We start from the raw sequence: 26,844 nt of genomic DNA, 5'->3' as shown, positions 1-26,844 counted from the left end.
TTACATGCAGAGGATTACTTCGCGGTCGCCGCCTTGGCGCCGGACTCTTTCGCCACTTTCGCGAAATCGCCGGCCGTCACTACCGACACCACTTCCGGCTTCAGGTAGTCGCGCAGGCTCTGGTTCACCTGCGCCAGGGTCAAGGCCGCCACTTTCGCTTCCAGGTTCTTGTCGTACGCCATGGTGCGGCCATCCGACAGATAGTTCGACAGCGAACGCGCCAGCGGACCGTCTTCGGTGCGGCTCACTTCTTCCGATTGCAGCCAGCCTTTTTTCGCCTCAGCCAGTTCCGCTTCCGTAAAGCCTTCGGCCAGCACCTTGGCGATTTCCTCGCGCAGCGCCGCTTCCACCTTGACGGCATTTTGCGGTGCGCTGATGGCGTAGGCCATCCAGTAGCCGGCCGCTTCATGCACGGGCACGCTCAATTGCGAGCCGACGCCGTACGACAGGCCTTCCTTCTGGCGAATGCGGTCGGCCAGGCGGCTGCGCAGCGCGCCGCCACCGAACATGTGATTGGCGATCACCAGCGCCGGATAGCTGGCGGCGTCATCTTTCAAGGGCACCGGCGCGACGGCGAACAGCACGCTGTTGGCCTTGTCCGGCGTTTCCAGGCTGACCTTTTCGCCACTGACGGGCTTGACGGCGGTTGGAATGCGCACATACGGCTGCTGCGCCTTCCAGTTGCCATACAAGCTGGTCACTTGCGCTTGCAGCGCAGCCGCATCGAAATCGCCGACAGCGGCAAACGTGGCGCTGGAAGCACCATAATAGCCGGCATGGAAGGCCTTCACATCGGCAACCTTGACGCCTTTCCATGCGGCCAGCTCCACCGGCAGCGGATCGACGTGGCGTACATGGCCGGGCGGCGTGGCGTCGATCAGGCGGCGCAGGGCATTGACGGCCAGCGGTTGCGGCTCGGGCATTTCCTGCTCGGCGCGGCCGACACGTTCACGCTGCAATTCCAGGAATTCCGTTTCGGACAGGGCCGGCTTTTGCAGCACTTGCGCCAGCAATTCCATGGCGGCCGGCAGGTTCTCGCGCTTGCCCATCAGGAATGCCGTCACGCCTTCGGCGCCGCCGCTGACATTGAACTGCATCCCCAGCTGGTCGAACTTGTCCTTCACTTCCTGGCGCGACAGTTTATCGGTGCCGCGCGACAGCAGATTGGCCGTGTAGCTGCCGACGGCCGACTTGCCGGCCAGGCTGTCGGCACTGCCCAGGTTCAATTTCAATACTACGCTGACCGTGCCGCCCTTGGTTTTCTTCGGCAGCAAGGCGCTCTTCATGCCGTTAGGCAAGGTGAAGCGCTGCGTGCGCGCTTCGATATTGTCGGGGCTGGGGTCGAATACCTCGCCCTGCGCCACCACCGCGCGGCCCGTGTAGCCGGCAAACTGCGGCGCCAGGTCGGCGTAGGCCGGCACCGTGGTGCGGTCCGGCGTGTCGGTCGGAATGAAGCGGCCCACGGTACGGTTCGAGCTCTTCAGGTATTTTTCGGCGGCCGCCTGCACTTGCGCGGTGGTAACCTTGTCGAGCTGGTCGCGCTGCAGGAAGAACAAGCGCCAGTCGCCGGACGCCAGCGATTCGGTCAGCGCGATGGTCAGGCTGGCCGTATCCGACGACGCCAGCTCGATCTGCTTGGCCAGGTTCTGCTTGGCGCGCGCCACTTCGGCGTCCGTCAGCGGCTGCGATTTGAGGCCTTCGAGCACGTTCAGCATGGCGGCCTGCGCCGCGTCCAAGTCGCCGTCCTTCGGCACCTGCGCGCCGAACAGGTTGTAGCCCGGCTCCAGGGTGCTGAAGGAGTTGTTGATGATCTTGCTGGCCAGCTTGGTTTCCACCAGCGCCTTGTGCAGGCGGCCGGCCGGCGCGCTGGTCAGGACCTCGCCCAGCACATCGATGGCGACCGACTCCGGATTGCCGGCCGGCGCCACGTGGTAGCCGGCGCCCACCAGTTGCGTGCCGCCGCTGCGGCGCACCGTCACCGAACGCTCGCCATCCTGCACCGGCTCGGCCGTGTAGGTTGGCTCGATCACGCGCGTCGGTTTTGGAATCTTGCCGAACAGGTCGTTGATCTGTTTCAGGACCTTGGTTTCGTCGAAGCGGCCGGCCACCATCAGCACGGCGTTATCGGGCTGGTAGTACTTGTGATAAAAGGCGCGCAGGCGGGGAATATTGACCTGCTCGATATCGGAACGCGCGCCGATGGTCGACTTGCCGTAGTTGTGCCAGTCAAAGGCCACCGCCTGGATGCGCTGGCTGGTCACGCGCAGCGGATTGCTCTCGCCCATCTCGAACTCGTTGCGCACCACCGTCATTTCACCCTTGTTGGTCTTCGGGTTCCACAAGTCGTTCTGGTCGATGGCGGCATTGACCATGCGGTCCGCTTCCATCGCCAGCATCTGGCGCAGGTTGTCATCATTGGCCGGGAAAGTGGCGTAGTAATTGGTGCGGTCGAACCAGGTGGTGCCGTTGAACTGGGCGCCGGTCGAGTTCAGGATCTCGACCGGGGTTTTGCTGCCCTTCTTGATACCGAAGTTGGCGCTGGGCTTGAACAGCAGGTGTTCCAGCAAGTGGGCCATGCCGGTCTCGCCATAGTTTTCATGGCGCGAGCCGACCATGTAGACGATATTGGTGGTCAGGGTGGGTTTGCTGGCGTCAGGAAACAACAGCACGCGCAAGCCATTGGCCAGCTTGTATTCGGTAATGCCCTCGATCGAGGTGACCTTCACGGCCGCCGCCGGCGCACCGGCTTTCTGGGTTTTGGCGGACGGCGCCGGCGTGGCGGCCAGCACGAAAGAAGGCGACAGAATGCCGGCGGCAAGCAAGAGAGCGGTAATTGGTTTCAAAGCGTGGTCCTGGTAACACTGCGTTAGTAGAAAAAGGCATCAACATGGAACAACCAGCGCGACAATGTTCACGACACGGCGCTGCGTCTTCGCCGGGTAGTGAAATTGTTACTACAACGCAATTTACTGCAAACTTATCAATTCCGCAAGCAGCTGGTCACAGGCCTGCAATAATGACGTGCTATACTCGACCGTTCCAGAACTATCTGCCTGTATATGAGACGAGCTCTCGTCCTGCTGTGCCTTTTTGTTTTCATCGCTTTACCCCAGGCATACGCCAACATGGCGTATGCCAGCGCTTCCCCATTCCAGCACGCCGGCATGCACGCGGCCAGCGCCGATTGCCCCGACGCCCACTCGCATGCCGAGACCGCTCCGGATATCGCCCCGGATAGCGCGCCCGATGCCGCCAGCGACAGCTGCGACGCCGAAGAGTGCGACAACGACCCCATCACCCTGTATCCCGCATTTCGCCAGGCGGTCCCTTTTTGCGCCATCATCTGGCAGGCGGGACCCGGCGCACTTGCCGAAGCGGACGTGTGGCAGGCCACGCGCCCGCCACGCGTTCGCGGCTGAAGCATGGACCACCCTCACGCCCGGGGCACCCCTGCCGCCGGGCAAGCTTGAAACTTTTTGACTTTACAAGGTAAGACATAATGGAATGGTTATTTGACCCGACAATCTGGGTCGGCCTGCTGACGCTGGTCGTACTGGAAATCGTGCTGGGCATCGACAACCTGATTTTTATCGCCATCCTGGCCGAGAAGCTGCCGCCGCACCAGCGCGACAAGGCGCGCGTGCTGGGCCTGACCCTGGCGCTGGTGATGCGCCTGGGCCTGCTGTCGCTGATCTCCTGGCTGGTGACCCTGACCGCGCCGCTCTTTTCGGTGTGGCAATTTACCTTTTCGGGACGCGACCTGATCCTGCTGGTCGGCGGCCTGTTCCTGCTGTTCAAGGCCACCACCGAGCTGCATGAACGCCTGGAGGGCGTGACGCACGCGGCCACCGGTTCCAAGGTCTATGCGGGCTTCGGCCTGGTGGTGGCGCAGATCGTCGTGCTCGACGCCGTGTTCTCGCTCGACGCGGTGATCACGGCGGTCGGCATGGTCGACGAACTGGGCGTGATGATGGCCGCCGTCATCATTTCCATCGGCGTCATGATGCTGGCCTCGAAATCGCTGACGCGTTTTGTCAATGCGCATCCGACCGTGGTGGTGCTGTGCCTGAGCTTCCTGCTGATGATCGGTCTGTCGCTGATCGCCGAAGGCCTGGGCTTCCATATTCCGAAAGGCTATCTGTATGCGGCCATCGGTTTCTCGGTGGTGATCGAGTTCTTCAACCAGCTGGCGCGCCGCAATTTCCTGAAACTGCAATCGACCACGCCGCTGCGCGACCGTACCGCGCAGGCCGTGCTGAGCCTCCTGGGTGGCCGCAAGGGCCGCGAAGCGGTGCAGGAAGATGAAGTCCAGGAAACGCCGGACATCTCGGCCTTTGGCGTGGAAGAGCGCAATATGGTTAGCGGCGTGCTGACCCTGGGCGAGCGCTCGATCCGTTCCGTGATGACGCCGCGCGGCGACGTATCGTGGGTCAACCTGAACGACAGCAGCGAAAAAATGCTGACCTTGCTGCGCGAAACGCCGCACAGCATGATTCCCGTCTGTAACGATGACCTCGACAATGTGATGGGCCTGGCGCGCAGCAAGGACCTGATCGAAGACCTTGTGTCGCACGGCAAGATCGACCCGGCCAGCATGCGCGAAGCGATCGTGGTGCCGGAAGCGGCCGGCGTGCTGAAAGCGATGGAAACGCTGCGCCGCTCGCGCGGCCAGCTGGTGCTGGTGGTCGACGAGTTCGGCACCGTGCAGGGCGTGCTGACGCCGATCGATATTCTGGAAGCGATCGCCGGCGAATTCCCGGACGAGGACGAACAGCCCGACGTGGAAGTGCTGGGCCCGGGCCACTGGCGCATCGATGGCGCGACCGACCTCCATTACCTGGAGCAAGTGTTCGAGACGGAAACCCTGGTCAGCGAAGACGGCGAATACAACTCGCTGGCCGGCTTCCTGCTGGCGCACTTCGAAAACATGCCGGCCGTCGGCGAAGTGCTGGAACTGAACGACCTGCGCTACGAGATCCTCGAAGCGGACGAGCGCCGCATCGCCTGCGTCGACGTGCGCCGCATCGAACCCGACCATAGCCTGTAATCACAGTTTGTAACAAGAAGGCAAGCGTGCGCCGCCTGCCTTCTTGTATGCTGGGGCCTGCCTTTTCCGGAGACCCCAGCCATGCATTCCACTTTTCCCCGTCTCGCCACCCTCGCTTGCGCGGCCCTGGCTTTCCAGGCCCAAGCCCAGGCGAAAGACACCCCTCCTCCCATCAAGCCCGGCCTGTGGCAAATCGACAGCAAGATGGCCTCGCCCGACGTCGCCACCGACAGCGCCATGTCGATGGTGCTGCAGCAACTGGGCAATTTGCCGCCCGATCAGCGCAAGCAGCTCGAAGCGATGGCCGCCAGCCGCGGCATGGCCGTGCCGACCGTCGGTGCCGATGGCGCCGTGCGCGTGACGGCCTGCGTCACGCCGGAAATGGCGGCGCGCCAGCAGATTCCCACCGGCCAGCCTGGTGACTGCAAGTCGAACAATGTGGCCGTTCCCGGCGGCATGAACGTGTCGTTTACCTGCGCCAATCCGAAGTCCAGTGGCACCGGCAAGGTGAGCTTCCAGGGCGACCAGGCGTTTACCATGCAGTTGAATGCGAGCACCAGCGCGCGCGGCACGGCGGAACAGGTGAATGTGGCCAGCACCGGCAAGTGGCTGGGGGCGACTTGCCCCGTGCCGCCCACAGCTCAGAAGCCGTGACGGAAGCCCAGGTTGAAGGCGGCGTCGCCGCGGCCGCCGTCGCTGGCGTTGCCCACCGTATAGCGCGCGCCGTTCTTGTTGTGGATCTTGGCGTACGAGGCATAGAAGTCGCTGCGTTTTGACAAGGCATAGGTGACGCCGACGGCCACCTGGTTGGCGTCGCGGTTGGACAGATCGCGGTCGTCCTTGCGCACATAGGACGCCAGCAGATTGAAGCCGCGCACCGGCACCGACACGCCCAGCAAGGTGTCGCGGCTGTCCGACGACGACATCGACAGCGCCAGCGAGCTGTAGGCATTGCTCGGATCCCACGGCGAGCTGCCATAGCCCTTGTTGATGCCGACGGCGGCAAACGCGGTGGCCAGGCCCAGGTCCAGGTTGGCGGCGATCAGCGTATTGCGGGCCGACATGTCAATGGCCGGCACGGTGCCTTCGGCCTCGATGAAATTGTTCTTGCGCTGGTGCGACACGCTGACATTGACGGCGCCGGCCGAATAACCGAGCGTGGCGCCATAGGCGCGGTTCCGCGCGCGGCTGTAGGGCGATTCGCCAAAGCTGTAGATGGCCGCGGCGCTGACGCCACGCAAGGCGGGCGAGGCGTATTTGACGGTGTTGTCGTAGCGCTTCACGCCATAGCCGGCCAGGTTGCCGGCGCTGCCGGCCATGCCGCCCTTGAACGGATCGGCGACGTCGCTCAAGGCCTGATATTGCAGATTGTATTGGCGGCCCAGGGTCAGCGCGCCCAGACGGCTGTCGAGGCCGACATAGGCCTGGCGGCCGAACAGGCGGCCTTCCTCCGATTGCCCCGTGTCATTCTCGATGCCCGCTTCGAGCGCATACACGGCGGCCACCTCGTTGCCCAGCGCTTCGCGGCCCTGCACGCCCAGGCGCGAGCCGGAGGCGACGCCGGCCGATAGCCTGGTGCTGCCGCAGTTGCTCACGCAGCCACGCTCGGCCACCACGCCCGCATCGAGCACGCCATACACGGTGGTGCCGCCGCCAGGCGCGGCCGTGGTTTCGGCCTGCGCGCAGGGCGCAAACGGCCCGAGCGCGGTCACGCACGATCCCATCACTACTAGCGCAAGGTACGAGGTCTTCATGATAGCTATCTCGGTAATGTCAGTAAAAATTTGCCGGTACCGATCAGGACACGCGCTGTGTGTCTGACCTACTATCACCTTATCCCCGTTTTTAAGCAAGCGATCTGTGCGATGTACAACAGAAAGCAAGTGCTCGGCATTTGCAGGTGTCCACACGCAACAAGCCAAATTGCTTTCTATTAACGCTGATTGCAAAACAACAAACGCGTCCATTTACAGGATAGCCCCATGCCTGTGTTCGATGCCGCACGTTGCATGATCTTGCGCAGAAGGTACACTACTGGTTTTACCGACAGCGGCCCGCCCGTTTTTCTGCATGCTAGCTATCCTCGAACGCATTGATCCCTACACCAGCAATATCGACTTGCTGGTCGAACTATTTAATTCATTGCGTCCCAAGCGCCCCCACGACAGCGCCACCGCGATTGCCAACGTGCGCACCTTGCGCCAACTGCTCAAGGGCAATCCGGCCCAGGCCCGCGCCCTGCACGAATACGTGCTGCGCGTGCTGGCCGCGCGCCGCCACGCCAGCCTCTACACCGATATCGGCGTGCTGTCGAACAGCGGCTTCTTTACCGAACTGAAACGCCGCATCGCCTACCGCATGCTGCCGCCCGCGCTGGGCGACGAATACCTGAACGACGCGCTCGACCAGGTGCTGTACCTGGAAACAGATCACCTGTGGATCAGCAATGTGCCGGCCACAGACTGGCTGGAACTGCTCGACGTGTTGACGGCCGACGATATCGAACTGGCCGTGGGTGACGGCAACATCATGTTGCCCGGCATGCTGGACGCCATCCGCACCCTGTCCTACCGCGTCTGCGCCATGGGCCTGGAGCCGGAACTGACGCGCTTTCACAATGAGATCGAAGTGTTCCAGTCGCCGTTCATGGTGCAGAACACGGAAGTGAACGCCTACCTCGACGCCTACACCCAGTTGCTGCAAGGCAGCCTGGACCATATCGAGGACGCCCGCCATCTGCTGGTGATGCTGGACCAGTGCGACGCCGTGATCGCCAAGATCCGCAAGAAAGCGCTGTACCAGGGCACCAGCATTCCGCTGACGTATTTATTGGTGGCGCTGGCGCAAAGCATCGACCGCCTGCGCAAGCTGCTGTTCCTGGTCGACACCAGCGGCGAGCTGCCCGGCTCGATCAATGTCGACATCGCCGCCATCACTTCTGATGCCACGCCGGACCTGATCGACGCGCGCCCCGTCAGCCGCCGCCGCGCGGGCGCCGTGGCGCTGGCGCTGGAACTGATACAGGCGCACAACCACAAGTACAAGGTCAGCGACCTGTTTACCGACAATATCAACTTGCTCGCGCGCAATGTGACGGAAAACGCCAGCCGCACCGGCGAACACTATATTGCCGAGAACCGGCGGGAAATGGCGGCCATGTTCCTGTCGTCGGCCGGCGCCGGCGTGATCATCGGCTTCATGGCGCTGTTCAAGATCCTGATGTCGTATCTGCGCTCGGCGCCGCTGGTCGAAGCCTTCATGTTCAGCATGAATTATTCGATCGGCTTCATGTTCATCCATTTGCTGCACTTTACGGTGGCCACCAAGCAGCCGGCCATGACCGCCTCGCGCATCGCCGCCGGCCTGCACAGCAAGGATGGCCGCAATATCGATCTCGACAGCATGGCCGAGCTGATCAACAAGGTGTTCCGCACGCAGAACATGGCGGTGCTGGGCAATATCGCCACGGCGATTCCCACCGCCTGGCTGATCGCGCTGGGCTACCACGCCATCACGGGCCATCATCTGGTGTCACCCGAGAAAGCCATGCATTTGCTGCATGACATCGATCCCATCGGCAGCCCGGCCATTTTCTACGCCATGATCGCCGGCGTCTGCCTGTTCGTGGCCGGCTTGATTTCAGGCTACTATGACAACCAGGCGCTGTACACGCGCTGGGCCCAGCGCATCGCGCAACTGCGCGGCCTGGGCCGGGTGATCGGCCAGGAACGGCTGGCCCGGCTGGGCCTGTATCTGGAAAATAACCTGGGCGGGCTGATGGGTAACTTCTACTTCGGCATCCTGCTGGGCACCATCGGCACCCTGGGTTTTTTGATCGGCCTGCCGATCGATATCCGCCACATTACCTTCTCGGCCGCCAACTTTGCGACAGCGCTTGTCGGACTCGACCACAATATGAGCTGGCAACTGGCCGTCAAGTCGCTGGCCGGCATCTTCGCCATCGGCACGGCCAACCTGCTGGTCAGCTTTGGCCTGGCGCTGTGGGTGGCGCTGCGGTCGCGCCAGGTGCGCTTCAAGCATGGCTTGCAGCTGTTGAAGATCCTGGGCAAGCGTTTCCTGAAGTCGCCGATTTTGTTTTTCTTTGGTTCCAAAAACCCGCCGCCGCTGGCGCTGGCCGATGAAGTGCTAGACCCCTTACCGATAAAAGGCCAAAAATGACTGCGAAGCGCCTGCAGCCCTGTCTTACCGCATTCTTGCTGTGCTGGACCCTGGTTGCATGCGCTGGGTTACCAGACGTCAAGAATCTGAATAACGAACTGGCACCGGTGGCCACGCCCAAAGTGATCACCGGCAAGGGCGCCGTGCTGAACGTCAACAGCCGCGCCGCCCTGCTCAACAAGCGCTGGGCCAAGTCCGGCATGGACCTGAAGACCCAGGCCGCGCTGGAAGAGGCGGCCACCGGCGTGCCGCTGATCAAGGGCAACAAGGTGACCCTGCTGTTCGACGGCCCGCAGACGATGAAGGAAATGCTCAAAGCCATCGCCGAAGCGAAGTCCACCATCAACCTGGAAACCTATATCTTCGACCAGGACCCGATGGGCCTGAAATTTGCCGATGCGCTGATCGAAAAACAGCAGGCGGGCGTGACGGTCAATATCATCTACGACAGCGTGGGGACGCTCGGCGTGCCACAGGCGTTTTTCGAGCGCATGCGCGCGGCCGGCATCCACCTGGTGGCCTTCAACCCCGTCAATCCGGCCAAGCTCAAGGGCGAGGAGTGGAAGATCAACAACCGCGACCACCGCAAGTTGCTGATCGTCGACGGCAAGATGGCGTTTACGGGTGGCATCAATATCAGCAATACCTATTCGAAAAGCTCGCTGTTCCGCTCCAAGGCCAAGCCGTCCGACAAGGATGACGTGGGCTGGCGCGATACCCACGTGAAAATCGAAGGCCCGGCTGCGGCCGCCTTCCAGTGGCTGTTCATCCGCACCTGGGCCCAGCAGGACCAGGCCGACCTGCCCGACGCACCCTACTTCCCGGTGATCGCCGAAGTGGGCGACAAGCTGGTGCGCGTGGTGGCCAGCGAGCCGGGCGGCGGCTTCGAGATCTACAAGGCGTATATCCTGGCGATCCAGGAAGCGAAAAAAAGCATCCATATCACCTCGGCCTATTTCGTGCCCGACAAGCAGACGGTCGACGCCCTGACCGCCGCCGCGAAACGGGGCGTGGAAGTCAAGGTGGTGTTGCCGGGCGTGTCCGACAGCGGCCTGGTGTTCCATGCGGGACACGCCCTGTACGACGAACTGCTGGCCGGCGGCGTGCGCATCTACCACTTGAAACTGGCGGTGCTGCACGCCAAGACGGCGGTCATCGACGGCGCCTGGTCGACCGTCGGCTCGACCAATATCGACATGCGCAGCTTCCTGCATAACAGCGAGCTGAACGTGGTCGTGCTGGGCGACAGCTTTGGCCGCGAAATGGAAAACGCCTTCCAGGAAGACTTGCGCGACTCGGAAGAAATCACCAAGGCCAAGTGGGAATCACGGCCGTGGGCCGACCGCATGAAGGAGTGGGCGGCGCAGTTCATGCATTACTGGCTGTGAACGCCGGCTTGGCCAACCCTGCCACTGGAACTCACCCCGCTTTTGCGCTATATTGCACCAATAGTGTGATAATCGTCGCAAGATGACCATTTACCCGGAGTTGACAACATGAGCACAGTGCGCAAAACCATCACCTTGACGGATAAACAGGACGACTGGATCAAGGCGCAGATAGCGGCTGGCCGTTACACCAACGACAGTGAATATATTCGCGACCTGATCCGGCGTGAACAGGAACGCAGCGCCGAACTCGACGTCATCCGTGCCGCACTGATGGAAGGCGAAGCCAGCGGCGAACCGCGACCTTTCGATGCCAGCGCGTTCAAGCAAAGGATGCTGGCAGCGCATGGCTGAGTATCGGCTCACGCCGGCCGCCGAGCAGGATCTGGAAGCGATCTGGATCCATACCGCGCAGCGCTGGAGTGTGGAGCAGGCAAGCCGCTATATGGATATCATGACGGCTGCCTTTGCCACCCTGGCGCGCTCCCCCAGAGCCGCACCGGCATGCGACGATATTCGGCCAGGCTATCGCCGCCGCAGCGTTGAGCAACACATGATTTATTTCCGTATCACGCCCTATGGCATTGCCATCGTTCGCATCCTGCACCAGCGCATGGATGCACCGCGCCATCTGTAAGCAAACAGAGCTGCATCAAAGCGGCCGCATGCTGGCCCACACCCCGCCCGTGCGCTCGAACGCCTCGGTGCTGACTTTCTCGAAGTTGGCGCTGTCTTCATTCCAGCTGTAGCGCTCGACACGGATATCGCTGTCTTCGATCAGGATCACATTGAAGGAATTCGACTCGCCCCTGCCGCGCGTGGAGGTGGCCGTTCCAGCCTGCACCATCAGCGCCGCGTAGCCGTCGATCTTGTAGCGCTCGGCCGTGTTGCCCGACACGCTGGCGTGCAGGTGGCCGGCCAGCAGCAGGTCGACGCCGCACTCGGAAAACATCTGCAGCGCCTGCGGCGCGCGGTCGACCAGGTCGTCCTTGTCGAAGTGCTCGGGCAGGTCGAACGGGTGATGCGTGACGATGACTCTCGTCAGGCCTTGCGGCAAGGCCGCCATGCGCGTGCGCAAGGCATCAATCTGCTCGTGGCTGATACGGCCGTCCTTGAAGGTCAGGGAGCGCGCCGTGTTGATGCCCAGCACGGCGATTTCATCGTCCACATATTCGGGCGACAGATCGTCCGTCACATAGCGCTGGTATTTCACCAGCGGCGTCAGGAAGCGGCTGAAAATGTTATACAGCGGCACGTCGTGGTTGCCCGGCACCACGATCTGCGGCCCCGGCAAACTGTCCAGGTAACCGCGCGCGGCCTGGAATTCGGCGCTGCGGGCGCGCTGGCTCAGGTCGCCAGAAACCACCACCACGTGCGGTTCGAGCTGGTCGATCAAGGTGCGCAGCGGCGCCAGCAGGGCCTGGTCGACCTTGCCGAAATGCAGGTCGGATAAATGGACGATGGTGCGCATGTCAATTCTCCTCGACAAATACTGGCGCCGGCACAAGCACCTCGAGCGCGGCCGGGCGGATGCGGTATTGCAGCGGCGTATTCATGACCGTCACTTCGCCATCGGTGGCCACGCGCAGGCGGCGGTGGCGGGTGGCGATCTCCACCTCGGTGGTGGTGACGATATCGAAATCCTTGGCCTGGCTCAGCTTGCCGAACAGCGCATGCAGCGCCAGCTTGAGCAGGCCCATGCGGCCAGGACGCTGCGCCACGTACAGACTCAGCTTGCCACCGTCGAGGCGCTCGCGCTCGCCGATATTCAGGCCTTCCATCAGGTATTCGTTATTGCCGATAAACACAAACGGCGTGCGCCGCGCATGCACCTTGTCGTTCAGGCTCAGCTGCACGCTGAGGAAGGGGTAGCGGCGCAGCGCGGCGATCAAGGCCCAGCTGAAGGCCAGCCACTTGCCGCGCCCCAGCCGGCGCTGCTGCTTTTCGCGGTCACGCACGATGTCCGGGTACAGGCCCAGGCTGGAGTTATTCAAAAAGATGCGGCCATTGACTTCGCCCACGTCGACCTGGTGCTTGACGCCCCGCGCCACGTTGGCGATGGCCGCGTCGAGGTCGAGCGGAATGTTCAGATCCTTGGCGAAATGGTTGAGCGTGCCCAGCGGCAGCACGCCAAACGGCGTGCCGCTGCCGACCACCACCGAGGCCACCGCATTGATGGTGCCGTCGCCGCCGCCGGCCACCACGATGGGGGCGCCATCATTGATGGCCTGCTGCGCCGTGGCGATCATTTCCTCGCCGCTCCCGGCCAGGGTGATGGCGGCGTCGAGGCCGACGCCGGCGAAAGTCGCTTCCAGTTGCTGCGCCCAGTCCGATGCGTAACCGCAACCGGCGCCGGCGTTGATGATGACTGCGACTTTGGTAGCCAGGATATTCCCCTTGTTATTTTGTTTGACGAACATGACGGCGGCGGCGCAGCGTCGATACGCCAGCGATGCAGATCGCCAGCCAGCCATAGCTTTCCGCCATCGCCGCCAGCACATCGCTCAGGTAGTGCGCCCCCAGGTAGATGCGGCTGAAACCGACCAGCGCCGCCATGAAAAACGCCGCCAGCGCGATGACGACACGCCGGCGCCATTGCCGATGATCAAGCTGGCACACCAGGTAGGCGCCCAGCAAGCCATACAGCGCCGTGGCGGTGGCCGTATGCCCGCTGGGAAAGCTGTACGTGCTCAGCGCATCGAGCAAGGGCGTCTCGAAACTGGGCCGCGCGCGTCCGAAAATGTACTTTAACAAAACGTTCAGAAACATGACGCCCGGCATGGTAATCACCAGCGTGAACAGCCAATAGGTGGCGCCCTTGCGGTGCAGATACCAGGCCAGCAGGCAGGCGATGGTAATGGCGCCGATCACGCCATGCAGGTGGGTAATCACCAGCAGACACCAGGTGATCCACGGTACCGCATTCTGGTTGAACCAGTGCGCCACCTGCTGGTCAAGCACGGTGATCTGCTCCATGCCCATCACGGCTTCGGCGATTTCATGGAATACCACGATGGCGATCAGCATCAGCACCACGCCCACCGTCATGTGCAGGCCCAGCTCGCCTTCGGGCGACAGCCTGGCTTCGACAAAGCGGCGCAGCCGGGTACCCCAGCGGGTGGTCATGCTCGTGTCATTGTTGTGCGGCAAACTGAGTTCTCCTTGTGTTGTGCGGCATGATCGAAAAAACCACAGCCAAAAAAATATACTGTTTATCCATACAGTAGCTGTGTTTTCATACAGTAGTTGTGCTATTCTGATGACTCGTTCAACACATCTCCCTCAAAGGAATTGTCATGGCAACATTGAATAGCGGTTTTGGCTCACGGTTCGGCCTGGAATACGCCCCAAGCTCCTTCCTGGTCCGCATGGGCAAGCGCGAAATCCTCGTTTGCCGCGACTTTCGCAAGCGTTTTTATACCGTCAATCCCTTGATCGAGTGCGGCACCGGTATCGAGCCGGGCTATGTTGAAGTGCTGCTGATGCGCCGTTGGTTGTTGATTTTATCCAAGGCGCACTGAGAGACTGGCGACAGTCTCCACCCGGCCCCGCCCGCCAGCATACGGTACTGGTCAGCAACATGCTGACCACCCCCTCATTACTGTGCGCTGGACTGCGCGGCCGGGCTGGCAGGTGTTTTCTGCGCCACAAGCACACCAGAAAAATATATTAAGCTCTCAACCACCCGCACAGGCACAGGCACACCGGGCCAAGCGGGCCTGAAAAATGTCGAGGGCAAGGCGCAGCGACGAAGACAGTACGCATGGTCGGCGAGGAAGCTGCAACGCCGCCATCGGCATTTTCTCAGACTCGCGTCTCCGGCCCGCCGTTTTTATGCCTTGCGCTGTCAACTGCATGGCGCATGCTTAACTTGACGGCATGACAGAATCGCCTGATACATAGGCCTCATGCCACAAGGTCACAAACAGCACCATCACCACCGGGCCGATAAACAGGCCCACCAGGCCCAGCGTTTCCACGCCACCCAGGATACCGAACAGTACGGCCAGAAACGGCAGGCGGGTGGCGTTGCCGATCATGCCTGGACGCACGAAATGATCTGCCACGAACAACACCATCGTGCCCCAGACGGCAACACCAATGGCGCCCGGCACGCTGCCCTGGAGCACCAGCACGGCGGCCGCGCAGACATAGGCGAGCGGCGCGCCGAACGGAATAATCGCCAGCACGCCGGTGGCAAACGCCCATAGCGCCGGCGAGGGCAGGCCGGCGATCTCATAGGCGATGCCGATCAGCACGCCTTCGGCCAAACCGACCAGCACCAGGCCGTTGACGGTGGCACGGATGGCGGTCGGCACTTTTTGTGCGTAGCGCAGCCAGCGTTCGGGCTGCAGATAGTGGCTGCCCACTTGCGTGATCTGGCGCGTCAGCGCTTCGCCGTCCTTGTAGAAGAAAAACAGGCACAGAAAGGCCAGGCCGAAGTCGATCAGCCGGTGCAGCAGGTCGGCGCCGAGGATTTTCACGATATCGCGCGCCGAATGAAAACCGCCCACGGCGCTGCCGGACAGCACATGGGCAAGGCCATGCGGCTGGTTCAGCGTGACTTGCCACCAGTCGTCGATCGCATTGCCCGCCAGCGGGATCGTCGCGACCCAGGCCGGCACCGGCAAGCCGTCAGCATTGGCGCGCATTAGAAAATCGGCCAGCACCGGCACTTCGCGCGCCGCCTGCGCCACGCCCAGCAGAACGGGAATAATGAAGATGCAGGCCGACGCCAGGGTCAGCAGCGCGGCTGCAATGATGGGGCGCTGTCCCAGCGCCGCGCGCATGCGCAGATACAAAGGCCAGGTGGCCACGCACAGGATGGCGGCCCATACCAGCGGCAAAAAGAAGCGCTGCATCACAAATGCTGCCAGCGCAATCAGCGCCAGGGAAAAGCCTGCACCGACCAGGTCGCGCCGGGTATCGCTCATACCACTCCGTTCTGCCCGGCACGCGCACGTGCCGGATCTGTAGCCATGCGCCAGTTGCGCAGCCGTAGCGTACCACGGGCATTATGCTTCCTGCATGGACGACACGAACGCGCTACACCAGTCCCAGGTCCATCGGTTTCACGCCCGCAAACACCTGGTTCAGCTGGGCCGCATTCAGGCCGAAGGTGCGCTGCAGCAAGCCACCGAGCACGGCGCGGTATTCGTTGAGCACCGGCATGTCACGGTTCTGGAACAGGTTCGCCTGCGTGATCGCCATTTGTTCACCCACCACCTGCTTGCCCTGGATGCTGCCGCCCAGCACCCAGAACACGCTGCCGTGGCCATGGTCGGTGCCGCGGTTGCCGTTTTCGCGGAAGGTGCGGCCAAATTCGCTGACCACCACCACCACGGTATGGCGCCAGCTATCGCCCATTTCCTGGGCATAGGCGGCCAGGCCCCGTCCCAGTTCCTCAAAGCGCCCCGCCAGGTAGCCGCTGACCGCGCCCTGCCCCACATGGGTGTCCCAGCCGCCCACGTCGACAAAGCCGATATTGTATTTATCTTTCATCAGCCGCGCGATGCGCTGCGCTTCCAGTTCGAAACCCTTGGCGCTGATGGCGTTGCGGTTGGCGCCCGGCATCTCGCCGATCAGGCCCTTGGCCACGTCGTCGCGCACCACGAAGCCTTCGCTGACCGGTGCTTGCAAGGCAGTACCCTGGTACATGCTGGCAATAATCTGGCTTTGACGCGCATCGATGCCGGACTTGCCGACCGAGCGCAGCGCCATGTTCGGCACTTGCAGGCCGCCCTGGAAGATCAGCGGCAACTGGTCGGTAAAGGCGATGGCGCCGCTCGCGTTCAAGGTCTGCGCCAGGCGGTTCAGAAAGCCCGAGCGGAAATCGCGCCGTCCTGTCACCTCCTGGCCCAGTTCGATGCTGTCCTGAGTTTCGAAATGGCTGCGCGACAAGTCGGTGGTGCCGGCAAACGGAATGAAGGCCGCGTCGCCGCTGTTGAACATCGGGTAAATGCTGTCGCGCAAGGCTGGATGCAGGGCCCAGTCGCCATTGAGCGCCAGCGCGCCGTTGTCCGCACCCGGCTTCGGGATGGCGATATTCGGCCGCGAAGCATAATAAAAATCGCTGCCGGTCGGCACCAGCAGATTGTTGGCGTCATAGCCGCCGCGCAGGAACACGAACAGCAGCCTGGCGTCCGTGGCGGGCGCCGCCAGCAGGCTGCCGGCGCTGCCAAACAAAGGGACGGCGGCCAGCGCTTTCAACAGATCACGACGGTTCATGGTGGCTCTCCGGTTAGCGGTGCATCATTTCTGGCGATGAGAGCAGGAACGTGTTCCACTCCTGCGGCGTGCCGGCCTGCTGCAAGGCCAGTCTCGTGGCCGGCCCCAGGGCCGGCTCGATGCTCTGGAAATACACGGCGCTGGCCAGTTGCGGAAAGGCCGGCTTTTCCAATGGCTGCGGCCCCTCCGTCCTGAACAGACCGGCGCTGCCCGAGGCGATCGTGCGGGCGATATCAAAACGCGTCGTCATTTGCCCCGGGCTGGCCCAGGCACTGTCGATCAGCGGATAGCCGTCGGGCGTCTGGCGGCCATACAAAGGCTGGCCCATGCGCGACAGCCAGCCCAGCATCGGTCCCGCGTTCAGGATGGGCTTGTCGTCATACGACAGGCGCACGGCCGACACCACATAGTGCATCGGGTCCTTGAACTTGCGGCCCAGCGACTGCCTGAACTCGTTGCTGGCAAACAGGGTCTGCAACACCTCGGCGATATCGCCATCGGTTTGCCGGAAGGTTTGTGCCATGCCGGCCACCAGTGCTTCGGGCGGCGTGTCGCCGACAAAATACTGGGCCAGCTTGCCACTGATAAAGCGCGCCGTGGCCGGGCTGCGGGAGAGTCTGTCCAGCGCTTCGTCGAGCTCGGCCAATCCCCTGCCCTTGACAGTCTGCCCGAGAAATTGCTTGTCGCCATAGTCGTGGCGGTTCGGATTGAACTCGAACAGGCCGCGCCGCACATACTGGGCTTGCAGCGCCGGTTTGACTTTCGGCGTGTCGGTGCCCAGATTCACCCCGACGCCGGTCAGGATGCGCGCCAGCTCCTGCACGTCCTTCTGGCTGTAGCCGCCGTTCACGCCCAGGGTATGCAGCTCCATCAGCTCGCGCGCATAATTTTCATTGATGCGGTTGGCCGCGTTCGCTTCATTGTCCAGGTAGCGCAGCATGGCCGGGTGGTGCACGGTGGCGGCCAGCAGATCGCGGAACTTGCCCAGCGCATGCGGCGCGATGGCGTTCATTTCATAATCGCCGACCATGGCGCGCAGGTTGTGCTTGCCCTGGTGCACGCTGAAATGATTGAGCCAGAACCAGCTCAGTTGCTGCTGCAATTGATTCGGCGAATACACGTCCAGCAACAGCGAACGGGTGGCCGCTTCGCGCGCCAGGCGATTGAGTTCCTGCTGGTAGTCTTTTTGCGCCTGCTGCTTGGCGGAATCGTCCATCACGGCATAGCCCTCCTTGCGGCGCTGTTCGATCCCCATCACCAGTTGATCCATCGGCGTCTGGCTGATGGTCATGGCGGCTATCTGCGCTTGTATCACTGGCGGCAACACGGCCTTGCCGGGATGCAGCTGTCCTTGCAGATAACCGTCCCAGCCTTGCTGCCGCAACTGGCGCACGCTGCCGGCATTGATGCCCCAGCTGACGCGCTGCTGCATGGCCAGCGCCTGTGCCGGGTTGTCCGGCTGGACGGTGGTGCTGGCGCAGCCGCCCAATAGCACAAAGGCAAGCAAGGTGGTCGGTAGCAGTGGTCGCATGGCCATTCCTCAAGCGGTGTCATCCGAAGTGGGCAAGCTTACGCCTGTCCCGTAACCCGCGACATTGCCATTTGCAACGAGTTGTAATGCCGCTTGGGTTTACCCCAGCAAGGCGCATTGCTCGCGCAGAAAATCGCGCAGCTGCAGCACCACGGGCGTCACTTGCGCGCGGTGCATGCAGACCAGATGCAAGGGTGCGGCCTCGCCGGCCACCTGGGGCAGCAAACGCTGCAAGCGCCCGGCCGCCAGGTCGCCTGCGACATCTAGACGCGATTTATAGGCGATACCCAGCCCCGCCACCGCCCAGCGGCGCACCAGGTCGGCATCGTCGGCGCTGCGGTTGCCGCTGACCTGCACGCTGATTTGTTCGCGCTGCGGCAGGCGGTAAAAGGTCCAGCGGTCGTGCAAGCCGTCTTCCAGCGCAAAGCGCAAGCAATTATGGTGCCGCAAGTCGTCCAGAGAAGACAGCGGGTCGTGCGCGCGCAGGTACGCGGGCGACGCCACCAGCACGCGGTCATTGGCCGGCGCGACCGGCATGGCGATCAGCGAGGAATCATCCTGCTCGCCATAGCGGATAGCCACGTCAACCTGCTGGCGCACCATGTCGGCCAGGCGGTCGCTGACGCTGAGTTGATAGTGCAGCTTGGGGTGGCGCAGCTGGAAGCTGTCGAGCCAGCCCAGCAGCAAATTGCGGCCCAGGTCCGACGGCATGGCAATTTTCAAGGTTCCGCCGAAACTGTCCTTGCCCGCCGCCAGCGCGTCGCTGCCCGCGCGCAGCAGCCGCAGCGCTTCGCGCGCGTGTTCCAGGTATTGCGTGCCTTCGGCCGTCAGGCTCAGCGAACGCGTGGTGCGCACGAACAGGCGCAAGCCCAGTTCCCCTTCCAGGCGCTTGACGGCGGCGCTGGCCAGGGCCGGCGAAATGCCGATCTCGCGCGCGGCCGCCGACAAGCTGCCGCGGTCGGCCGTGCGCACAAATACCTGCAGATCATCGAGGCGCAGCAATTTTCAGCATTCCTTTGAAAGTGTTTCGGTATGCGCCCTCTTTTTCCGGGGCAGAATAGCCACCATCATACGGTATCCCTCCACTCCTCAAGGACCGCCATGAAAGCCATCGCCTACCACCACAGCCTGCCCATCACCGACGCCAAGGCCCTGCTCGATATCGAACTGCCGACGCCTGTCGCCACCGGGCGCGACCTGCTGGTGGCCGTGCACGCCGTGTCCGTCAATCCGGTCGACACCAAGATCCGCAAGAACCGCCAGCCGAAAGACGGCCAGCCGGAAGTGCTGGGCTGGGACGCCACCGGCGTGGTCACCGCCACCGGCCCCGAGGTGAGCCTGTTCCAGGTCGGCGACAAGGTCTGGTACGCGGGCGCCATCAACCGCCCCGGCAGCAACAGCGAGTTCCATCTGGTCGACGAGCGCATCGTCGGCCATATGCCGGCCAGCCTCGACTTCGCCCCGGCCGCCGCCCTGCCGCTGACCGCCATCACCGCCTGGGAATTGCTGTTCGAACGCCTGCAGCTCAGCCGTGACACCAGCAGCACCGGCAAATCGCTGCTGGTGATCGGCGCGGCCGGCGGCGTCGGCTCCATCCTGGTGCAACTGGCGCGCCAGCTGACGGGCGTGACCATTATCGGCACGGCCTCGCGCCAGGAAACAGCCGACTGGGTAAAGGAACTGGGCGCCCACCATGTGATCGATCACAGCCAGCCACTGGCTCTTGAAATCACCCGCCTGGGCTTGCCGCCGGTTGACTATGTGATCAGCCTGAACCAGACCGACAAGCATTTCGAGCAGATCGTCGAACTGATCGCGCCGCAGGGCAAGTTCGCCCTGATCGACGACCCCGAGCAGATCGACGTGCGCAAACTCAAGGCGAAAAGCGTGTCGCTGCACTGGGAACTGATGTTTACCCGTTCGCTGTTCCAGACCGAGGACATGGTCAAGCAGCATGAACTGCTGGAAGAGCTGGCGCAGCTGGTGGACGCCGGCACCATCCGGACCACGGTGGCGGAACGCTTCGGCAAGATCGACGCGGCCAACCTGAAGCGCGCGCATGCTGTGCTGGAAAGCAATACCGCGCGCGGCAAGATCGTGCTGGAAGGTTTTTAAGCGCCAGGCAGCCGGCCGCCTATTTGGCCGGCTGCTTCGCGTAAATACCCCTGCCCAGGCCATTGTCGGTGTCGCTCACCTGCAGTCCGCCGTCGACCACGCGCAAGGTCAGTTTCTGGAACGGCTGCTTCAGCAGCCACTGGCGGTCGGTGACGGCAAACGCGGCGATGCGTTCGCTCGCACGCCCGGGGGGCACCACCAGCCACTGGTAGTCGGCCTTGGAACCTTCCAGGCGCAGTCCGGCCCGCACCCATTGCTCCGACGCCGGCATCTTGACGATGGCGTCGCCATTCTGCAAGCTGACGGCGGTGGCGGTCTTGCCGCTTTTCGCTTCGAATTTCACTTCCACGCCGGCCATCGGCCCCAGCTGTGGAAAGCCGACGATGGCGACCCACTGCCCTGCCGCAGCCGGTTTGCGGATCCGCATTTCGTCTTCGTCAAACACGCGAAACTGCGGCGCCTTGCCGGGACTGGCCGCTTGCAAGGTCACTTCCTTGCCGGACACGCTCCAGTCGCCGCTGGCCTGCTGGTCGACATTGCCGTAGGCCAGCATCCATTCGAACTTGCCATCTTTTTTCAGCAGCAATTCAGAGCCGACTTCCGTCACGCCCTGCAGATAATAATGCCCGGGCAGCGAGGACGCCGCCTGGTCGGCGGCGATGACAGAAACGGACCAGCTCAGCAGGCCGGCGCAAGCCAGCACGGAAAACAGCGATTTTTTCATGGGATGTCCTTTTTGATATGCCATCATAGCAACTTGATTTAGTTGCAAGCACACAATAGAACTACGCCACGATCACGCTCCCGCAGCCGTGATCAGGATGGCGCGGAAATCGTTCACATTGGTCAGGGTGGGGCCGGTGACCACGCTGTCGCCCAGCGCCTGGAAAAAGCCGTGGCCGTCATTATTGTCGAGGCTGTCGCGCGGGCGCATGCCCTGCGCCCAGGCGCGCCGCAAGGTATCGGGCGCCAGGTACGCACCGGCGATGTCTTCCTGGCCATCGACGCCGTCGGTGTCGCCGGCCAGCGCATGCACCTTGGCTTCGCCGTCAAGCGCGATGCCCAGCGACAGCAGGAATTCCACATTGCGCCCACCGCGTCCATTGCCGCGCACGGTGACGGTGGTCTCGCCGCCCGACAGCAACACGCACGGCGTGGCGAACGGCTGGCCGCGCCGCGCCGCCTGCTGGGCGATGCCGGCCATCACCTTGCCGACATCGCGCGCCTCGCCTTCCAGGCTGTCGCCGAGAATATACGGCGTGACGCCGGCCGCGCGCGCCACCGCGGCCGCGGCCTCCAGGGCCATTTGCGGCGTGGCGATCAGTTCGATGCTTGAGTTTGCCAGGCGCGGATCGCCGGGTTTGACAGATTCGCCGCGCCCGCTTTCCAGGGCCTCGCGTATGCTGGCCGGCAAGGCGATGCCATAGCGGCGCACGATATCGAGCGCGTCCTGGCAGCTGGTGGCGTCGGCCACCGTCGGGCCGGAGGCGATATCACCGGGCTTGTCGCCCGGCACGTCGGAAATCGCCAGGGTCAGCACCCGCGCCGGATGGCAGGCGGCGGCCAGCCTGCCGCCCTTGATGGCGGACAAGTGGCGCCGCACGCAATTCATCTCGCCGATGGTGGCGCCGGAAGCGAGCAAGGCGCGGTTCAGGTCCTGTTTGTCGGCCAGGGTGATACCGGCCAATGGCAAGGCCAGCAGCGACGAACCACCGCCGGAAATCAGGCACAGCACGGTGTCATCTACGGTCAGATTGCCGGCCAGCGCCAGCATGCGCTGCGCGGCCTGCATGCCGGCCGCGTCCGGCACCGGATGCGAGGCTTCGACGATCTCGATCCGTGCGCAGGGCACGCCATAGCCATAGCGCGTGACCACCAGGCCGGACAATTCACCGGGCCAGTGTTGCTCCACGGCTTGCGCCATGGCGGCCGAGGCCTTGCCGGCGCCGATCACGATCAGGCGGCCTGTCGGTGCGGCCGGCAAATGCGGCGCCACGCAGTGCGACGGCTGGGCGGCGGCGACGGCGGCGTCGAACATGGCGCGCAGCAGGTCGCGCGGGGATGGTTGGGGCATGGCGCTGTCTCCTCGATATTGTTATGGGTAGTTGGCAGGAACATCGTACAATCGGCCAGGCCAGCGGTCACCGTGCGGATGCATGAATATTCCTGGCACTTACTTTATTTTTTCATGCAAATGCACATAATGAAAACCCATCCCGTGGCCACCATCACCACCGCCCTGGCGCAGCAGATCGTCCAGCGTACCACGCAGATCATTCCCTTCAAGGTCAATCTGATCGATGCGCAGGGCGTGATACTGGCCAGTACCGATCCCGGCCGCGTCGGCAGCGTGCATCCGGGCGCGCAGCTGGCGCTGGCCAGGGGAGCCAGCGTGGAGCTCGATGCGGCAGCGGCGCGTTTGCTGCCCGGCGCCAGGCCCGGCATCAACCTGCCGCTGCTGGTGCGCGGTGTCGTCTGCGGCGTGGTGGGCCTGACGGGCGAACCGGAGGCGGTGCGCCAGTTCGGCGAACTGGTGCGCGCAATGGCGGAAATGATGCTGGAGCAGGCCCAGCTGGTCAGCGAACTGCAGCATGAAAAACGCTACCGCGAGGAATTCGTCTCGCAGCTGATTGCGCGCAGCGGCGTGTCCGACGCCGCCATGCAAGCGTGGGCGGCGCGCCTGACGCTCGATCTGCGCGTGCCGCGCGCCATGTTCGTGCTGGAAGTGCCGGAGGCAGGCAAGCGGCTCGACCAGGTGCTGACGCAGCTGCAGCAGGTGCAGGCGGACCTGGCGCTGCGCTGGCCGGCATTGCTGACGGCCGTGGTGTCGCCGGGCGAACTGGCCATGCTCGATGCCTTTCCCGCTGCCGGGCCGCAACAGGCGCGCGCCCAGCAAGGCCGCCAGCGCCTGCAGGAATTGCAGCAGGTGGCGCAACAGGCGCTCGCTTCGCCGTTTACCCTGGCGATGGGCGTGGCCCTGCCAGGACTCGATGGCGCCAGCGCTTCGTATGAATCGGCGCGCCAGACGGCGCGCGTGGGCCGCGCCCGCGACCAGGCGCAGCCCTTGCATTCCTACCTGGAACTGAGCCTGCCGGTGCTGCTGTCCGGCCTGCAGGACGGCTGGCAGGCCGGGCAGTTGCGGCAGACCCTGGCGCCACTGCGGGCGCGCGACCGCTCGGGCGTGCTGCTGCGCACCTTGAGTGCCTGGTTCCGCCACCATAGCCACCCGACGGCCACCGCCAGGGCGCTGCATATCCACCGCAACACGCTCGATTACCGCCTGCAAAAAGTTGCCGAACTGACGGGCTTGAATCTCGATGAAACGGATGACCGTTTGCTGCTGTACGTGGCCTTGCAGCTTACAATGGCCGCTGATTTCACACAGGAATAGAATATGCAGGCAAGCATGGAATGGGCCGGAATCGCCCGTACTTTCGGATTGTTTACCGTCACGGCCGTGGCCGAACTGCTGGGCTGCTACCTGCCCATGCTATGGCTGAGCAACAAGGGCGGCGCCTGGCTGTTGCTGCCGGCCGGCATCAGCCTGCTGGTATTCGTGTGGCTGCTGACCCTGCATCCGGCCGCCAGCGGCCGGGTCTACGCCACCTATGGCGCCATCTATATCGCCACCGCGCTGGCATGGCTGTGGCTGGTGGACGGCGTCACGCCGGCCTGGACCGATATTGCCGGCGTAGGCCTGGCGCTGGCGGGCGCCGCCGTGATCGCCATGGGGCACAAACCGGCTTAAGCCGTTGCGTGTTCACGGAAATTGGTTTCCGACGACCATGCCGTACCGGCACGCGCCAGCAATACCGCTTCGCCATCGGCCAGCCAGTCGTCGGCGTCGGCGATCTTCCACATGGTTTGCAGCAGCTTGCGGCGCAGGTCCGGATCGGTAATTTCTTCCAGCAGGCTGTCGATCACCGTATTGCTCAGTTGTACCGAGCCGTGCAGGGTCGAGGTCAGCATGTCGTCGCACAGGTCTTGCAGCAGGCGCTGGAAGTCGGCGGGGTCCAGATCGATATGATCGAGGATCTTGCTGCGGTCCAGCGCTTGCAGTTCGGCACTGGCCAGGTTGCCGTCGACGATCATCATCAGGGCCAGGATACGGCCGGCCGCCTGGGGACTGTTTTTTGAGTAGCTACGCATTCTTGATTCCATTCATGAGTTATTGGGTGAATGCGCCCGCCGTGGCGGGCGCTCTACTACGGATTACTTGTCTTCTTTCTTGGCGATAAACACGCTGGCCAGGCAACTCGAGGCGATCAGCACGGCCACCACCACCAAGGACGCTTCGACCGGCACGTGGTACCACGGCATGATCAGCATTTTCGCGCCGATAAACACCAGCACCATCGCCAGGCCAAACTTGAGCAGGTGGAAACGGTCAGCCACGTCCACCAGCAGGAAGTACAAGGCCCGCAGTCCCAGGATCGCAAACAGGTTCGAGGTGAACACGATGAACGGGTCGGTCGTGATGGCGAAAATCGCCGGGATCGAATCGACCGCGAAAATCAGGTCCGTCACCTCGATCAGGATCAGCACCAGGAACAGCGGCGTGACATAACGCAAACCACCCTTGACCACCATGAACTTCTCGCCATGGTCACCGTCAGCCACCCGCAAGTGGCGGCGGGCAAAACGCAGCACCGGGTTGTTCGCCACGTCCGGCTCGGAATCGGCCGCCACCAGCATGCGCACACCGGTAATCAACAGGAAGGCGCCGAACAGGTACAGTACCCAGCTGAATTCGCTGACCACCCAAGCACCCGCCAAAATCATTACCGCCCGCATCACGATCGCGCCCAGCACGCCGTAGATCAACACCCGGCGCTGGTACTGGATCGGCACCTGGAAGGCGCTGAAGATCAGCAGGAACACGAACACGTTATCGACCGACAGGGCCTTTTCAATCAGGTAGCCGGAGAAGAACTCCAGCGCCTTCTGGTTGGCGACCTCGGCGCCGACAGTACCGTTCAGGTACCACCACAAGCCGCCGTTGAAGATCATCGCCATGCTGACCCAGACCAGCGACCAGATCGCCGCTTCCTTGACGCTCACCTTGTGTGCCTTGTTGCCGCCGAAGACAAACAGATCGAGCGCCAGCATCAACAGCACGAAGGCGATAAAACCGGCCCACATGGGCACGGACGCAATGCTTTCCAAACCGTTCATCGGTAGCCTCCCTGGTCAAATTGATGAATACTGAAACACATGATGTTTCTCCTCAGATAAATATATGAAACGCATGAGCATCCATGCATGAGCAGCCATCATAGGGCGAATAACAACATCGAACAAATCGAATATAATTGAACGATACATCGAAAAAACCGATCTATAGAGATTCGGCAAGCCAACCATGTCTACATTGAACTTCAAACACCTGCGGTATTTCTGGATGGTCGCGAAAACCGGCAGCATCGCGCGCGCGGCCGAGCAGCTGCACCTGACGCCGCAATCGATCTCGGGCCAGCTCAGCGAGTTTGCCGATACCCTGGGCGTGGAACTGTTCCGCCGCGCCGGGCGCAGCCTGGAGCTGACCGACACGGGCCGGCGCATATTGAGTCATGCCGAAGAGATCTTCAGCACCGGCGACGAATTGCTGGAAATCGTGCGCGACCAGTCGCGCACCACGACCACCACCTTTCGCGTCGGCTGCGCCGATTCGGTGTCGAAACTGATCGCCTGCCGGCTGGTGGAGCCGGCGCTGGGCCTGGCCGAACCGCTGCGCATCATCTGCCGCGAAGGCAGGCTGGCCAGCCTGCTGGCGGACCTGGCCGTGCACCGGCTCGACCTGATCATCGCCGACCGCCCGATGCCGGCCCACTTGAGCGTGCGCGGCTTTAACCACCTGCTCGGCGAAAGCGGCATGACCCTGCTCGGCACCAAGGCCCTGGCCGCCACCCTCTCCGGCGATTTTCCGCGCTGCCTGCACCGCGCGCCGCTGCTGCTGCCGGGCGAGGACTTCGCCATCTATGCGCGCCTGCTGCAGTGGCTCAGCGAAAACAATCTGCATCCGCGCATCGTCGGCGAATTCGACGACAGCGCCATGATGAACGCCTTCGGTCAGTCCGGCGCCGGCCTGTTCTTCGCCCCCACCGTGATCGCCCACCAGGTCTGCGAGCAATACAATGTGGTGGCGCTGGGCCGGGTCGACAGCCTGGTCGAGCAGGTGTATGCGATCACCACCGAGCGCCGCCTGAGCCACCCGGCCACGCTGGCAATCAGCCAGAGCGCGCGGCGCGACCTGTTCGTCTGAGTTGTTTCAAGTACGCCACGAAATACGCCAGGCAAATACATTCGACCAAATATATCGGTACAATGGCAAGTCTCCCGACGCCACGCGCCACCCC

At 63.0% G+C, this 26,844-nt stretch carries 25 protein-coding genes; 12 read left to right on the top strand and 13 right to left on the bottom strand.

Features of this window, described 5'->3' with window-relative positions; translation table 11 throughout:
- Nucleotides 1-14: 14 nt before the first annotated feature.
- Nucleotides 15-2,843 carry a M16 family metallopeptidase gene (locus ACP7B7_RS21345; protein WP_426077992.1) on the bottom strand — a complete coding sequence of 943 codons (2,829 nt, stop codon included), beginning with the start codon at nt 2,841-2,843 and terminating at the stop codon, nt 15-17.
- 282 nt (nt 2,844-3,125) lie between these two features.
- Between ACP7B7_RS21345 and ACP7B7_RS21340 the strand changes: the two genes are divergently transcribed.
- The 3 genes from ACP7B7_RS21340 to ACP7B7_RS21330 all read left to right on the top strand — a co-directional run bounded on the left by ACP7B7_RS21340 (nt 3,126) and on the right by ACP7B7_RS21330 (nt 5,701).
- Nucleotides 3,126-3,419 (top strand): hypothetical protein, encoded by a 294-nt coding sequence (locus ACP7B7_RS21340; RefSeq protein ID WP_308922288.1) that lies wholly within the window; start codon nt 3,126-3,128, stop codon nt 3,417-3,419.
- Between the two features lie 80 nt (nt 3,420-3,499).
- Nucleotides 3,500-5,047: a TerC family protein gene (locus ACP7B7_RS21335; protein WP_308922289.1), complete on the top strand. Its 1,548-nt coding sequence runs from the start codon at nt 3,500-3,502 to the stop codon at nt 5,045-5,047.
- 81 nt (nt 5,048-5,128) lie between these two features.
- Nucleotides 5,129-5,701, top strand: coding sequence for a DUF3617 domain-containing protein (locus ACP7B7_RS21330; protein WP_308922290.1), 573 nt, complete (start codon nt 5,129-5,131; stop codon nt 5,699-5,701).
- Here the strand turns inward: ACP7B7_RS21330 and ACP7B7_RS21325 are convergent.
- Nucleotides 5,689-6,801: a porin gene (locus ACP7B7_RS21325; protein WP_308922291.1), complete on the bottom strand. Its 1,113-nt coding sequence runs from the start codon at nt 6,799-6,801 to the stop codon at nt 5,689-5,691. The two genes, ACP7B7_RS21330 and ACP7B7_RS21325, sit on opposite strands and share 13 nt — an antisense overlap.
- 316 nt (nt 6,802-7,117) lie before the next feature.
- Here ACP7B7_RS21325 and ACP7B7_RS21320 point away from each other — a divergent pair, with 316 nt between their 5' ends.
- From ACP7B7_RS21320 to ACP7B7_RS21305, 4 genes are all read left to right on the top strand, one after another.
- Complete coding sequence (locus ACP7B7_RS21320) at nt 7,118-9,226, top strand: site-specific recombinase (RefSeq protein WP_426077991.1); 2,109 nt, start codon at nt 7,118-7,120, stop codon at nt 9,224-9,226.
- The gene (gene cls / locus ACP7B7_RS21315; protein ID WP_308922293.1) at nt 9,223-10,614 is read left to right on the top strand and encodes a cardiolipin synthase; all 1,392 of its coding nucleotides are present in this window, start codon (nt 9,223-9,225) and stop codon (nt 10,612-10,614) included. Before ACP7B7_RS21320 ends, cls begins: the two co-directional genes overlap by 4 nt.
- Before the next feature lie 108 nt (nt 10,615-10,722).
- The gene (locus tag ACP7B7_RS21310; RefSeq protein ID WP_308922294.1) at nt 10,723-10,968 is read left to right on the top strand and encodes a type II toxin-antitoxin system ParD family antitoxin; all 246 of its coding nucleotides are present in this window, start codon (nt 10,723-10,725) and stop codon (nt 10,966-10,968) included.
- Nucleotides 10,961-11,251, top strand: coding sequence for a type II toxin-antitoxin system RelE/ParE family toxin (locus ACP7B7_RS21305; RefSeq protein WP_308922295.1), 291 nt, complete (start codon nt 10,961-10,963; stop codon nt 11,249-11,251). The genes ACP7B7_RS21310 and ACP7B7_RS21305 overlap by 8 nt, the downstream gene beginning before the upstream one ends.
- Before the next feature lie 15 nt (nt 11,252-11,266).
- Here the strand turns inward: ACP7B7_RS21305 and ACP7B7_RS21300 are convergent, their stop codons facing one another.
- From ACP7B7_RS21300 to ACP7B7_RS21290, 3 genes are read right to left on the bottom strand one after another with little or no spacing between them, the layout of a single operon-like run.
- Nucleotides 11,267-12,085: a metallophosphoesterase family protein gene (locus tag ACP7B7_RS21300; protein ID WP_308922296.1), complete on the bottom strand. Its 819-nt coding sequence runs from the start codon at nt 12,083-12,085 to the stop codon at nt 11,267-11,269.
- Between the two features lies 1 nt (nt 12,086).
- Nucleotides 12,087-13,034 (bottom strand): diacylglycerol/lipid kinase family protein, encoded by a 948-nt coding sequence (locus ACP7B7_RS21295; protein ID WP_308922297.1) that lies wholly within the window; start codon nt 13,032-13,034, stop codon nt 12,087-12,089.
- Nucleotides 13,015-13,740, bottom strand: a complete 726-nt coding sequence (locus ACP7B7_RS21290; protein ID WP_308922298.1) for a phosphatase PAP2 family protein — start codon at nt 13,738-13,740, stop codon at nt 13,015-13,017. Before ACP7B7_RS21290 ends, ACP7B7_RS21295 begins: the two co-directional genes overlap by 20 nt.
- Before the next feature lie 170 nt (nt 13,741-13,910).
- Here ACP7B7_RS21290 and ACP7B7_RS21285 point away from each other — a divergent pair, with 170 nt between their 5' ends.
- Nucleotides 13,911-14,135 (top strand): hypothetical protein, encoded by a 225-nt coding sequence (locus ACP7B7_RS21285; RefSeq protein WP_065307247.1) that lies wholly within the window; start codon nt 13,911-13,913, stop codon nt 14,133-14,135.
- A 345-nt stretch (nt 14,136-14,480) separates the two neighbouring features.
- Here ACP7B7_RS21285 and ACP7B7_RS21280 read toward each other — a convergent pair whose 3' ends face one another.
- The 4 genes from ACP7B7_RS21280 to ACP7B7_RS21265 all read right to left on the bottom strand — a co-directional run bounded on the left by ACP7B7_RS21280 (nt 14,481) and on the right by ACP7B7_RS21265 (nt 19,375).
- Nucleotides 14,481-15,548, bottom strand: coding sequence for an AI-2E family transporter (locus ACP7B7_RS21280; RefSeq protein ID WP_426077990.1), 1,068 nt, complete (start codon nt 15,546-15,548; stop codon nt 14,481-14,483).
- A gap of 112 nt (nt 15,549-15,660) precedes the next feature.
- Nucleotides 15,661-16,842 carry a DUF1501 domain-containing protein gene (locus ACP7B7_RS21275; protein WP_426077989.1) on the bottom strand — a complete coding sequence of 394 codons (1,182 nt, stop codon included), beginning with the start codon at nt 16,840-16,842 and terminating at the stop codon, nt 15,661-15,663.
- A gap of 13 nt (nt 16,843-16,855) precedes the next feature.
- Entirely contained in the window at nt 16,856-18,373 is a 1,518-nt protein-coding gene (locus ACP7B7_RS21270; protein ID WP_426077988.1) for a DUF1800 domain-containing protein, read from the bottom strand.
- A gap of 99 nt (nt 18,374-18,472) precedes the next feature.
- A complete protein-coding gene (locus ACP7B7_RS21265) occupies nt 18,473-19,375 on the bottom strand; it encodes a LysR family transcriptional regulator (RefSeq protein ID WP_308922302.1) in 903 nt (300 codons plus the stop codon).
- 99 nt (nt 19,376-19,474) lie between these two features.
- On the opposite strand from ACP7B7_RS21265, the gene ACP7B7_RS21260 reads away from it, so the two are divergent.
- The gene (locus ACP7B7_RS21260; protein WP_308922303.1) at nt 19,475-20,488 is read left to right on the top strand and encodes a zinc-binding alcohol dehydrogenase family protein; all 1,014 of its coding nucleotides are present in this window, start codon (nt 19,475-19,477) and stop codon (nt 20,486-20,488) included.
- Nucleotides 20,489-20,507: 19 nt separating this feature from the next.
- Here ACP7B7_RS21260 and ACP7B7_RS21255 read toward each other — a convergent pair whose 3' ends face one another.
- The gene (locus ACP7B7_RS21255; RefSeq protein WP_426077987.1) at nt 20,508-21,212 is read right to left on the bottom strand and encodes a hypothetical protein; all 705 of its coding nucleotides are present in this window, start codon (nt 21,210-21,212) and stop codon (nt 20,508-20,510) included.
- Nucleotides 21,213-21,284: 72 nt separating this feature from the next.
- Nucleotides 21,285-22,562 carry a glycerate kinase type-2 family protein gene (locus tag ACP7B7_RS21250; protein ID WP_426077986.1) on the bottom strand — a complete coding sequence of 426 codons (1,278 nt, stop codon included), beginning with the start codon at nt 22,560-22,562 and terminating at the stop codon, nt 21,285-21,287.
- A 129-nt stretch (nt 22,563-22,691) separates the two neighbouring features.
- On the opposite strand from ACP7B7_RS21250, the gene ACP7B7_RS21245 reads away from it, so the two are divergent.
- Both ACP7B7_RS21245 and ACP7B7_RS21240 read left to right on the top strand, forming a co-directional pair.
- Nucleotides 22,692-23,879 (top strand): sugar diacid recognition domain-containing protein, encoded by a 1,188-nt coding sequence (locus ACP7B7_RS21245; RefSeq protein WP_308922306.1) that lies wholly within the window; start codon nt 22,692-22,694, stop codon nt 23,877-23,879.
- A gap of 15 nt (nt 23,880-23,894) precedes the next feature.
- A complete protein-coding gene (locus tag ACP7B7_RS21240; RefSeq protein WP_308922307.1) occupies nt 23,895-24,236 on the top strand; it encodes a YnfA family protein in 342 nt (113 codons plus the stop codon).
- Here the strand turns inward: ACP7B7_RS21240 and ACP7B7_RS21235 are convergent.
- Both ACP7B7_RS21235 and ACP7B7_RS21230 read right to left on the bottom strand, forming a co-directional pair.
- Nucleotides 24,233-24,637, bottom strand: coding sequence for a TerB family tellurite resistance protein (locus ACP7B7_RS21235; RefSeq protein WP_426077985.1), 405 nt, complete (start codon nt 24,635-24,637; stop codon nt 24,233-24,235). The genes ACP7B7_RS21240 and ACP7B7_RS21235 overlap by 4 nt on opposite strands.
- 63 nt (nt 24,638-24,700) lie before the next feature.
- Nucleotides 24,701-25,663 carry a TerC family protein gene (locus ACP7B7_RS21230; RefSeq protein WP_308922309.1) on the bottom strand — a complete coding sequence of 321 codons (963 nt, stop codon included), beginning with the start codon at nt 25,661-25,663 and terminating at the stop codon, nt 24,701-24,703.
- 187 nt (nt 25,664-25,850) lie between these two features.
- Between ACP7B7_RS21230 and nhaR the strand changes: the two genes are divergently transcribed.
- Nucleotides 25,851-26,750, top strand: a complete 900-nt coding sequence (gene nhaR / locus ACP7B7_RS21225) for a transcriptional activator NhaR (RefSeq protein WP_308922310.1) — start codon at nt 25,851-25,853, stop codon at nt 26,748-26,750.
- Nucleotides 26,751-26,844: the final 94 nt, after the last annotated feature.

This window comes from Janthinobacterium sp. PSPC3-1 (genome assembly GCF_049896105.1).
Classification (GTDB): domain Bacteria; phylum Pseudomonadota; class Gammaproteobacteria; order Burkholderiales; family Burkholderiaceae_D; genus Janthinobacterium.
This window is presented reverse-complemented; position numbering and strand designations above follow the sequence as displayed.